The following is a 10382-nucleotide window of genomic DNA, read 5'->3' as shown; positions in this document are numbered from 1 at the left end:
AGGCCTCGGCGGCGTCGAGGTCGGTGGTCATCAGTTCGTACCAGAAGAAGGGTTTTGGGGCATTTGGCATTGTCTGTCTCCTCACCGGTGGGGGCTTCGATCGCAGAACGATCCATACTAGGACGCGTTTGCGGACAGAAATCCGACAGTCGCGCGAAAAGATGCCGGATGTTCGGAAATCCCATGCGCTCTTGCCACCGCGTCGGCAAGAAAAACATGACTGTGATAATCATATTTTTATCCAGCCATTACAGTGGCTTGGTCGAAAATTGACCAATTGATAAAAAAATAAAACGTGCTAGCCTTCCTCAAAACGACAACAAGGGGAACTGGAATGGCGACTGGTCATTTCATCGAAGGCATAGCCGGCGGCCGGCTGTCAGCCGAGCAATATGCCGACAATTTTTCCGACCTGCATCCGCCGCTCGATCACCATGAGGCGCTGGTCGAATCCGATCGCTGCTATTTCTGCTACGACGCGCCCTGCATGAACGCGTGTCCGACCTCGATCGACATTCCGCTGTTCATCCGGCAGATCGCCACCGGCAATCCGCTGGGTTCGGCCAAGACGATCTTCGACCAGAACATCCTCGGCGGCATGTGCGCCCGCGTCTGTCCGACCGAGACGCTCTGTGAAGAGGTCTGCGTGCGCGAGGTGGCGGAGGGCAAGCCGGTGCAGATCGGCCGGCTGCAACGCTATGCCACCGACATCGCCATGAGCGAGGACAAGCAGTTTTACAATCGCGCGGAACCGACCGGAAAGACGGTCGCGGTCGTCGGCGCCGGACCGGCAGGCCTGGCCGCGGCGCATCGCCTTGCCCGCCATGGCCATGACGTGACGATCCTCGAGGCGCGGCCGAAAGCCGGCGGCCTTAATGAATACGGCATTGCCGCCTATAAGAGCGTCGACGATTTCGCCCAGGCCGAGGTCGACTATGTCACCGCGATCGGCGGCATCGACATCCAGAACGGCAAGGCGCTCGGCCACGACTTCCAGCTGGCCGACCTGATCCGCAACTATGATGCGGTGTTCCTCGGTCTTGGGCTGGGTGGCGTCAATGCGCTGCGGGCCGACGGCGAGGATGCTGACGGTGTCGCCAACGCGGTCGAATTCATCGCCGAGCTGCGGCAAGCGAGCGACCTTTCAAGCCTGCCAGTCGGCCGGCGCGTTGTCGTCATCGGCGGCGGCATGACCGCGGTCGACGCAGCCGTGCAGTCGAAGCTGCTCGGCGCCGAGGAAGTGACGATCTGCTACCGGCGCGGCCAGGAGCATATGAACGCGTCCGGCTTCGAGCAGGATCTGGCCGCTGCCAACGGCGTCACCATCCGCCATTGGCTGCAGCCGAAGCGGGTCATTGCCGACAACGGCAAGGTCTCGGCAATCGAGCTCGAATACACGGCGATGAACGGCGACAAGCTCGCCGGCACCGGCGAACGGCTGACGCTTGTCGCCGACCAGGTGTTCAAGGCGATCGGTCAAAGCCTTGTCCCGGCTGCTCTGAACGGCAGCACCGCCTCGATCGATCTGGAGGGCGGCCGCATCAAGGTCGATGCCGAGGGCCGCACCTCGCTGGCCAAGGTCTGGGCCGGCGGTGACTGCATCTTCGGTGGCGACGACCTGACCGTCTCGGCCGTGGCTCAAGGGCGCGACGCAGCCGAATCCATCCACCGGGCATTGACCTCTAACGGGAGGGCATGAGCATGGCAGACATTCGCAACAACTTCGTCGGCATCAAGTCGCCCAATCCGTTCTGGCTGGCGTCGGCGCCGCCGACTGACAAAGCCTATAATGTCGAGCGTGCCTTCAAGGCGGGCTGGGGCGGCGTGGTCTGGAAGACGCTGGGCGAAGAAGGCCCCCCGGTCGTCAACGTCAACGGCCCGCGCTACGGCGCGATCTGGGGCGCCGACCGCCGGCTGCTTGGCCTGAACAACATCGAGCTGATCACCGATCGCGACCTGCAGACGAACCTGCGCGAGATGAAGCAGGTCAAGATGAACTGGCCGGATCGGGCCCTGATCGCCTCGATCATGGTGCCTTGCGTGGAGGAAAGCTGGAAGGCGATCCTGCCGCTGGTCGAGGAGACCGGCGCCGACGGCATCGAGCTCAATTTCGGTTGCCCGCACGGCATGAGCGAGCGAGGCATGGGCTCGGCGGTCGGCCAGGTGCCGGAATACATCGAGATGGTGGTGCGTTGGTGCAAGCAGTATACGCGCATGCCCGTTATCACCAAGCTGACGCCCAACATCACCGACATCCGCAAGCCCGCGAGGGCCGCACACGCCGGCGGCACCGACGCGGTGTCGCTGATCAACACCATCAACTCGATCACCGGTGTCGATCTCGACAGTTTCGCGCCGCAACCGACCATCGACGGCAAGGGCTCGCATGGCGGCTATTGCGGCCCGGCGGTCAAGCCGATCGCCATGAACATGGTGGCCGAGATCGCGCGTGACCCCGAGACCCGCGGCCTGCCGATCTCCGGCATCGGCGGCATCACCACTTGGCGCGACGCCGCGGAATTCATGGCGCTCGGTGCCGGCAACGTGCAGGTGTGCACGGCGGCGATGACCTATGGCTTCAAGATCGTGCAGGAGATGATCGCAGGTCTGGAGAACTGGATGGACGAAAAGGGCCATGCCTCGCTCTCCGACATTATCGGCCGCGCCACGCCCAATGTGACCGACTGGCAGTATCTCAACCTCAATTATGTCGCCAAGGCGCGTATCGACCAGGATGCCTGCATCAAGTGCGGGCGCTGCCACATCGCCTGCGAAGACACGTCGCACCAGGCGATCACCGCGATTGTCGACGGCGCCAGGCATTTCGAGGTGATCGAGGCCGAATGCGTCGGCTGCAACCTCTGCGTCAATGTCTGCCCGGTCGAAGGCTGCATCACCATGGAGCCGCTGGCCGCCGGCGCCATGGATGAGCGCACCGGCAAGCCGGTGTCGCCGATCTATGCCAACTGGACGACCCACCCCAACAATCCGATGGCCAAGGTGGCTGCGGAGTAGGGCTTAGGCATCCGAAAAAGGCGGCGTCTTCGGGCGCCGTTTTTTTGTTTCTTATTGCAGATAAAAATTATCCATGATAGGAAATATCTATGAATCAGAGGCGTGAACCATGAAGCTGGGGGATGGCGTCGAGGCCGCGATCCACTGCGCAGCCATGCTTGCCGGCGTCGAAGGCAACAGCACCATGTCGGGTGCCGCCATGGCCGAGGCCTTCGGCCTGTCGCCGAGCTATCTGCTGAAGCATCTCAACCTGCTGACGGCGTCTGGTATCCTGGAATCGGTTCCGGGGCCGTCAGGCGGCTATCGGCTGGCGCGACCTGCCGAGCGCATCACGCTGCTCGACATCGTGCTTGCGGTCGAGGGGCGGGAGCCGGCGTTCCGCTGTGGTGAAATCCGCCAGCGCGGTCCGGTCAAGCTCGATGCATCGGCTTACGTGAAGCCATGCGGCATCAATGCCGCGATGCTCAAGGCCGAGCGCGCCTACCGCGCCGCGCTCGCCGAAGCGAAGATCTCCGACATTGTCGCCGACTTCATGAATGACGCTGACCCGCGTTCGATCGCAGCAAGCTGCGCCTTCGTCGAACGCCACCAGCGGCGGCAGAAGGCTCAACCGAGCCATGTTCAATCAAACAAGGAATGAAAGGAAAGACCATGAAAGAGAGGCTGCAATTCTTCGCCAAGGCGCCCGAAATCATGAAGGCTGTCTTGGCGCTCAACAAGGCTGTCGACGAATGCGGGCTCGAGGAAGGCCTGCTGCATCTGGTCAAACTGAGAGCGTCTCAGATCAATGGCTGTTCCTATTGTGTCGAGATGCACAGCCGGGAGGCGAGGCGCGACGGCGAAACCGAGCAGCGGGTCTATCTGGTCTCCGCCTGGAAGGAATCGCCGCTGTTTTCCGAGCGCGAGCGCGCGGCCTTCGCCTGGACCGAGGCCGTTACCCTCATCGCCCACAACGGCGTGTCGGACGAACTCTACGCGCGGGCGCTGCAGCATTTCTCCGAGGAGGAACTGGTCAAGCTCTCGGTCGCGCTCGGCATGATCAACACCTGGAACCGGCTCTGCGTCCCGTTCCATGCCATTCATCCGATGCCGGCCGCCAAGGCTGCCTGATCTTCATTGGCGATCGCGTGGGCCTGCTGATGGCCCACGCCTTTTTTCACTTTCAGGATCAAAGACATGTTTGAGAATTTTCAGAACGAGATTCTGCTTGCCGCGCGCTGCCTGCTCGGAGGCGCCTTCATTTTTGCCGGCCTGCGCAACGTCCAGAACAGAAAGCTGGTCACCTCATTGATGGCCGCGCGTGGCGTTCCACATGCGGGCCTTACCCTGTGGCTGGGCATCCTGCTGCAGGTTGCCGCCGGGGCGCTGGTGATCGCCGGCTTGTGGACCGCTCTGGCGGCAGCCGCGCTGATTGGTTTTCTCGTTGTCGCAACCGCGATGTTCCACAATTTCTGGGACCATCAGGGTCCCGATCGCGCGTCCCGCATCAACGGCATCGTCAGCAATGTTGCGCTGGGCGGAGGCTTCCTGGCGCTGATTGCCCAATACCTCTGAGCCGCTTACGGTTCCGCGTTAATCGCTTCGTCGCGATTGTCCGGTATGAAACCTGCGGGTTGGCGCGGATATGGCGGCGATGGAGCAAGGCTGGACCAGTTTCTGGGCACGCATCTCGGAAGCCTTCCACGAGGCGCTGTTCCCGTTCCGGGTAATCGCGGCGGCTCTTGGCGGGCATCCCAGCGACATCCAGATATGGTGCTTTCTGTGCGGTGCCTTCTTCCTGGCGCTGCTCGCCATACAGACCTATGGCGATATCGTGCTGAGGCGACGCGGCGCCTTTGCCACCGGCAAGGTGGTGAGCATCGACAAGTCCAGCGATGGACCGGATACGCCGGTCATCGAATTCGCCGACCGGCAGGGCAAGACGTGGCGTTTCGACTCTAGCCTGCCGATCAACAAGACAACCAGGAATGTCGGCGCGCCTGTCGAGGTGATCTACGATCCGCTTCATCCAAAGCGCGCGCGTGAAGTGGGCCGCCGGCTGACGAAGGCGGTCCACCTCTTTGTCTGGTATGCGGTCGTTGCCGGACTGATCCTGCTCGCCTTCCTGCCCGGCCTCATTTCCAACTGATCCACTCAGGCGGCAAAGCGCAAGCCGCCGTCGCAGGTCAGCACCTGGCCGGTCATGAAGCTGTTCGACACGAGGAAAGCGATGGCGTCGGCGACATCCTCGGCACGGCCGATGCGGCCGACAGGCGTCTTGCCGGCATAGTCGGCGAAGACGGCCTGCCGCTGGTCATTCGGCAGGAAATCCCACCAGGGCGTGTCGATGACGCCGGGCGCCACGACATTGACGCGCAGCGGCCTCAGCTCGACCGCCAGGATCGGCGCGACGGTCAACAACATGCCATTGATGGCGCCGATGCCGGCGACACCGGGCATGGCGACCTGCGCGGAAACCGCCGAGATGAAGGTGACCGATCCCGACCGGTTCAAGGTCGGTAGTGCCGCCTGCAGGCAAGCCAGTTGCGGCCGGATCTTCTCGTCGACGCCGCTGGCGATGTCGGCGAGGTCGAGGGTCGCGAACGCTCCCAATCCTTTGCCGCCGCTTGCGGCAAGGACGAGATGATCGAACCGCCCAAGATTCTTGAAGAATTGGCGGACCTCGCCCGATTTCGAGGCATCGAAGGCCGCCTTGTCGACGGTCCCGCCTAGGCTCTTCCACGCGCTCTTCAGCTTCTCCTCGTCGCGGCCGGTGATCGTCACCTTCATCGAGGAACTGACCAGCCGTTTGGCTGTGGCAAGGCCGATTCCGGAAGAGCCGCCGATGATGACGCAATGTTCGATGGTCTCACTCATGAGTGCTGTTCCCTGGATGTCATGGAAGGGTGTCCGGTCAGTTCGAGGCTGAGGGCTCGCAGCTGGCGGCGGGCTTTTTCGTCATAGGCCTGCGCGTCGGCGCGCGATTCCCGTTGGCCGTCGAAATAGAGGCCGCTGCGGTCTTCGAGCGCGGGAGATGTCGCGAGGTTGAGGATGGCATCGGCGCCGGTCTCGACGGAACTCCATGGCGTGACGCCAGCCTGCCGCACCATGGTGGTGTCCATGTAGCTTGCCGGATGCAGCGCATTGACGGTGACGCCAGTGCCTTTCAGCTGTTCCGCCAAGTCAATGGTGAACAGGATCTGCCCCAGCTTGCTTTGGCAGTAGGCGCGCACGCCGCTATAGGCCCGCGTCAGCATGACGTCACCGAAATCGATCGCCTGTTGGCCGGCCGAGGCGACATTGACGATGCGCGCCGGCGCGCTTGCCTTAAGGAGCGGCAGCAGTTCCGACGTCAGCAGGAAGCCCGCAAGATAGTTGACCGCGAAACGCAGTTCATAGCCGTCGGCGCTTACTTGCCGTTTCGCGCCCGCGCCACCGGTGCCGACGCCGGCATTGTTGATCAAGACGTCGAGCCGATCGGTGCGTTCGCGGACCGTGTCCGCAAGGCGGCGCACTTCAGCAAGCGACGACAGGTCCGCGATGAGAAGCTCGGCCTTGCCGCCCTTGGCCTCGATGCCGGCGACGACTGCCTTGGCGCGACCCTGATCCCGGCCATGCACCAGCACGCGCGCTCCGGCGGCGCAAAGCCGTTCAGCGACCAGGCGGCCGACACCGTCGGTCGAACCGGTGACAAGAATTGTTTTGTCCTTGAGTTCCATGTTCAGAGCCTCCTTGTGCTGCTCTGGACGCAAAGATGGGACACCACGCGCATCCCAAACAGTTCAAACTTTATCCTGGTATCGGTACTGCTATAATAGGCGCGTGGATGCCATCACCCATTCCCCCGAAGACCATCGCCGCCGCGAGCTCGGCGCCTTCCTGCGTTCGCGCCGGGAGAGGCTTTCACCTGATGCCGCCGGCGTCGCCTGCGGCGCGCGGCGGCGCACGCCCGGCTTGAGGCGCGAGGAGGTGGCGATGATCGCCGGCGTCGGCACGACCTGGTACACCTGGCTGGAACAGGGCAGGGACGTGCGGCCCTCTGTCGATGTGCTTTCGGCGCTTTGCCAGGCGCTAAGGTTGGATAGCGCCGAGCAGCGGCATCTGTTCACGCTTGCCGGTCGCCAGCAGCCGGAGCAGCGGCGCATCGTCCGGGGCAAAGTCGAGGGACCGCTGCTGCACATGTTGCAGAGCCTTGTGCTGCAACCCGCCTATGTCGTTGGGCCGCGCTGGGATGTGCTCGCCTGGAATGACGCGGCCGTTGCCATTTTCGGCGATTACGGCCTGCTGGAGGGCGATGCCCGAAACATCATCCATGGCGTGTTCACCGATCCACACCGGCGGCATCTGTTGGTGAATTGGGAGCAACTGGCGCGCGCAACCCTTGCCGCGTTCCGCGCCGAGAGCGCGAAATATGTCGGCGATCCGGATTTCGAACGGCTGATAGCGCTGATGATGCGCACAAGCCCTGAATTCCGTGAATGGTGGCCGCAACGCGACGTGGTTCATCGGCTGTCCGGCCTGAAACATCTGCGCCACCCAATCGCCGGCCCGATGACGTTCGAGCACATGAGCCTGTCGATCGACGACGGCTCGGACATGCGGCTGATCGTCTATACGCCGCTTGCGGAGCAGAATTCGATCGCCAAGCTGCAAAAGCTGCTCGACGGGCAGCCGGCCGAGCGGCGCAGCGCCTAATCGCTCAGGCTTTAGGCTTCAGCCCATCGAGGAACAGCTGCTCGAGGAATCTTGCCGCGTCCTCGAAGCGGCCGTCGCCGCCACGGTCGGTTCCGAGCACCGCGCGGACCTGCACGTCGAAATCGGCATAGTGCTGCGTCGTCGCCCAGATCGAGAAGATGAGATGCCACGGATCGGTGCGGGCGATCTTGCCGTCGCGCATCCAACCCTTGATGACGGTCGCCTTCTCGTCGACCAACGTCTTCAGCTCGCCTTCCAGCAACGGCATGATGCGCGGCGCGCCCTGCAGAATCTCGTTGGCGAACAGCCGGCTCTCGCGGGGGAAGTCGCGCGCCATCTCCAACTTGCGTCGGATGTAGCTGCGCAACTCGGTCATCGGATCGCCGATATCGTCGAGCTCCCGGAGTGGCGCCAGCCAGGTGTCGAGCAGGCGCTGCATCAATGTCTCGTGAATGTCTTCCTTGCGACGGAAATAGTAGAGAAGGTTTGGCTTCGACATGCCCGCGGCTTCGGCGATCTGGTCGATGGTTGAGCCGCGAAAACCGTTGGTTGAGAAGACTTCGAGCGCGGCTTCCAGGATAAGTTCGCGCTTTTCCAGCTGGATGCGGGTGCGGCGGGGAGCTGAGCCTTCCATCGTGGCCGTCATCCTTGCCGGCTGCCGCTGCGCGAGCTTTCTGGACCAATCCTCTGGACCAGTTTTTCTCCAACCTGTGGAGCGCGCCTTCGATGTGGCATTTCCGCTAGTAATCCCTTGACCGCCGACAGGGCGGTGCTAACGTTTGTCCAACCGGTCAAAATTTTGCGTAGCACGAAAACGCAGCAAAGACCAAGCGTTGGCCGCACCGAAACACGCTTACAAGGGGAAGTCTTGGTCATGTCCAACCGGCTGAAAGTCACGCCGAACGATCTCAGCGCATTCTGGATGCCGTTCACGGCAAACCGGCAGTTCAAGCAGTCGCCGCGCATGTTCGTGTCCGCAAAGGACATGCACTACACGACGAGCGACGGCCGCGAGGTTCTCGACGGCACCGCTGGCCTCTGGTGCGTCAATGCCGGCCACTGCCGGCCGAAGATCACCGAGGCCATCCAGAGCCAGGCGGCCGAGCTCGACTATGCGCCCGCCTTCCAGATGGGCCACCCGATCGTGTTCGAGCTGGCGAACCGCCTGGTCGACATCGCGCCGAAGGGCATGGACCACGTCTTCTTCACCAATTCCGGCTCGGAATCGGTCGAGACCGCGCTGAAGATGGCGATCGCTTATCATCGTGTTCGCGGCGAAGGTTCCCGTACGCGCCTGATCGGCCGCGAGCGTGGCTATCACGGCGTCAATTTCGGCGGCATCTCCGTCGGCGGCATTGTCAGCAACCGCAAGATGTTCGGCACGCTGCTCGGCGGCGTCGACCATTTGCCGCACACGCATCTGCCGGAGAAGAACGCCTTCTCGAAGGGCGTGCCCGAGCATGGCGCGGAACTGGCGAACGATCTTGAGCGCCTCATCGCGCTGCATGACGCGTCGACCATCGCGGCGGTCATCGTCGAGCCGGTCGCCGGCTCCACCGGTGTCATCCTGCCGCCGAAGGGCTATCTGCAGAAGCTGCGCGAGATCTGCACCAAGCACGGCATCCTTCTGATCTTCGACGAGGTCATCACCGGTTTCGGCCGTCTCGGCGCGCCGTTCGCGGCGGACTATTTCGGCGTCACGCCGGATATCATGACGACAGCCAAGGGCGTGTCCAACGGCGTCATCCCGATGGGCGCGGTGTTCGTGAAGAAGGAAATCCACGACGCCTTCATGACCGGCCCGGAGCACATGATCGAGTTCTTCCACGGCTACACCTACTCGGGCAATCCGATCGCTTGTGCTGCCGCGCTCGGCACGCTTGACACCTACAAGGAAGAGGGCCTGCTCACGCGTGGCGAGGAACTGGCGCCTTACTGGGAAGACGCGCTGCATTCGCTCAAGGGCGAGCCGCATGTCATCGACATCCGCAACATCGGCCTGATCGGCGCGATCGAACTGGCGCCGATCGCCGGAAGCCCGACGAAGCGGGCCTTCTCGGCCTTCGTCAAGGCGTTCGAACGCGGCGCGCTGATCCGCACGACCGGCGACATCATCGCGCTGTCACCGCCGCTGATTATCACCAAGGGCCAGATCAACGAGCTGATCGACCATGTCAGGGACGTTCTGCGCTCGATAGACTAAGCTATCAGACCGGTCGGGCGGCGTCGGGAACCGCCGCCCGACTGGAGACATGAAATGAGAGGACTTTGAATGGCCGCCCCAGGCGAGAATCTGCGAATCAATTCAGACCGTTTGTGGGATTCACTGATGGAGATGGCGAAGATCGGCCCCGGCATTGCCGGCGGCAACAATCGCCAGACGGTGACCGACGAGGACGGCGAGGGCCGCCACCTGTTCAAACGCTGGTGCGAGGCCGCGGGCCTCGAAATGGGCCTCGACGAGATGGGCACGATGTTTGCCCGCCGCGAAGGCACAGATCCCAACCTGCCGCCGGTCTATGTCGGCAGCCACCTCGACACGCAGCCGACAGGCGGCAAGTATGACGGCGTGCTCGGCGTGCTTGGCGGGCTCGAAGTGGTGCGCTCGCTTAACGATCTCGGCATCAAGACCAGGCATCCGATCGTGGTCACCAACTGGACCAACGAGGAAGGCGCGCGCTTCGCGCCGGCGA

The 10382-nt window shown here is 62.9% G+C and carries 13 protein-coding genes; 10 read left to right on the top strand and 3 right to left on the bottom strand.

Translation table 11 applies throughout. The features are described from left to right. The 7 genes from Q0L57_RS30440 to Q0L57_RS30410 form a co-directional block, all read left to right on the top strand. The coding region (locus Q0L57_RS30440; protein WP_296746795.1) for a hypothetical protein at positions 1-281 on the top strand (281 nt) is incomplete at its 5' end. 53 nt (positions 282-334) lie between these two features. Next, a complete protein-coding gene (locus tag Q0L57_RS30435) occupies positions 335-1699 on the top strand; it encodes an NAD(P)-dependent oxidoreductase (protein ID WP_296746794.1) in 1365 nt (454 codons plus the stop codon). 2 nt (positions 1700-1701) lie between these two features. Continuing rightward, positions 1702-3015 carry an NAD-dependent dihydropyrimidine dehydrogenase subunit PreA gene (gene preA, locus Q0L57_RS30430; protein ID WP_296746793.1) on the top strand — a complete coding sequence of 438 codons (1314 nt, stop codon included), beginning with the start codon at positions 1702-1704 and terminating at the stop codon, positions 3013-3015. Between the two features lie 109 nt (positions 3016-3124). Further along, on the top strand, positions 3125-3655 hold the full coding sequence (locus tag Q0L57_RS30425) for an Rrf2 family transcriptional regulator (protein WP_296746792.1): 531 nt from the start codon (positions 3125-3127) through the stop codon (positions 3653-3655). Between the two features lie 11 nt (positions 3656-3666). Then, positions 3667-4125, top strand: coding sequence for a carboxymuconolactone decarboxylase family protein (locus Q0L57_RS30420; protein WP_296746791.1), 459 nt, complete (start codon positions 3667-3669; stop codon positions 4123-4125). 66 nt (positions 4126-4191) lie between these two features. Next, positions 4192-4569 (top strand): DoxX family protein, encoded by a 378-nt coding sequence (locus Q0L57_RS30415; protein ID WP_296746790.1) that lies wholly within the window; start codon positions 4192-4194, stop codon positions 4567-4569. Between the two features lie 79 nt (positions 4570-4648). Further along, positions 4649-5143 (top strand): DUF3592 domain-containing protein, encoded by a 495-nt coding sequence (locus Q0L57_RS30410; RefSeq protein ID WP_296746789.1) that lies wholly within the window; start codon positions 4649-4651, stop codon positions 5141-5143. Between the two features lie 5 nt (positions 5144-5148). Here the strand turns inward: Q0L57_RS30410 and Q0L57_RS30405 are convergent, their stop codons facing one another. Beyond that, positions 5149-5871: an SDR family oxidoreductase gene (locus tag Q0L57_RS30405; protein ID WP_296746788.1), complete on the bottom strand. Its 723-nt coding sequence runs from the start codon at positions 5869-5871 to the stop codon at positions 5149-5151. Next, positions 5868-6713: an SDR family NAD(P)-dependent oxidoreductase gene (locus Q0L57_RS30400; protein ID WP_296746787.1), complete on the bottom strand. Its 846-nt coding sequence runs from the start codon at positions 6711-6713 to the stop codon at positions 5868-5870. Before Q0L57_RS30400 ends, Q0L57_RS30405 begins: the two co-directional genes overlap by 4 nt. Before the next feature lie 103 nt (positions 6714-6816). Here Q0L57_RS30400 and Q0L57_RS30395 point away from each other — a divergent pair, with 103 nt between their 5' ends. Beyond that, on the top strand, positions 6817-7689 hold the full coding sequence (locus Q0L57_RS30395) for a helix-turn-helix transcriptional regulator (protein ID WP_296746786.1): 873 nt from the start codon (positions 6817-6819) through the stop codon (positions 7687-7689). 4 nt (positions 7690-7693) lie between these two features. Here the strand turns inward: Q0L57_RS30395 and Q0L57_RS30390 are convergent, their stop codons facing one another. Then, entirely contained in the window at positions 7694-8323 is a 630-nt protein-coding gene (locus Q0L57_RS30390; protein WP_296746785.1) for a TetR family transcriptional regulator C-terminal domain-containing protein, read from the bottom strand. 240 nt (positions 8324-8563) lie between these two features. Between Q0L57_RS30390 and Q0L57_RS30385 the strand changes: the two genes are divergently transcribed. Together Q0L57_RS30385 and Q0L57_RS30380 are read left to right on the top strand one after the other, a co-directional pair. Beyond that, positions 8564-9892: an aspartate aminotransferase family protein gene (locus Q0L57_RS30385; protein ID WP_296746784.1), complete on the top strand. Its 1329-nt coding sequence runs from the start codon at positions 8564-8566 to the stop codon at positions 9890-9892. Positions 9893-9961: 69 nt separating this feature from the next. Continuing rightward, on the top strand, positions 9962-10382 hold a 421-nt coding region (locus tag Q0L57_RS30380; RefSeq protein WP_296746783.1), incomplete at its 3' end, for a M20/M25/M40 family metallo-hydrolase.

The sequence above is a fragment of the Mesorhizobium sp. genome, assembly GCF_024509055.1.
In the GTDB taxonomy this organism is placed as follows: Bacteria; Pseudomonadota; Alphaproteobacteria; order Rhizobiales; family Rhizobiaceae; genus Mesorhizobium.
This window is presented reverse-complemented; position numbering and strand designations above follow the sequence as displayed.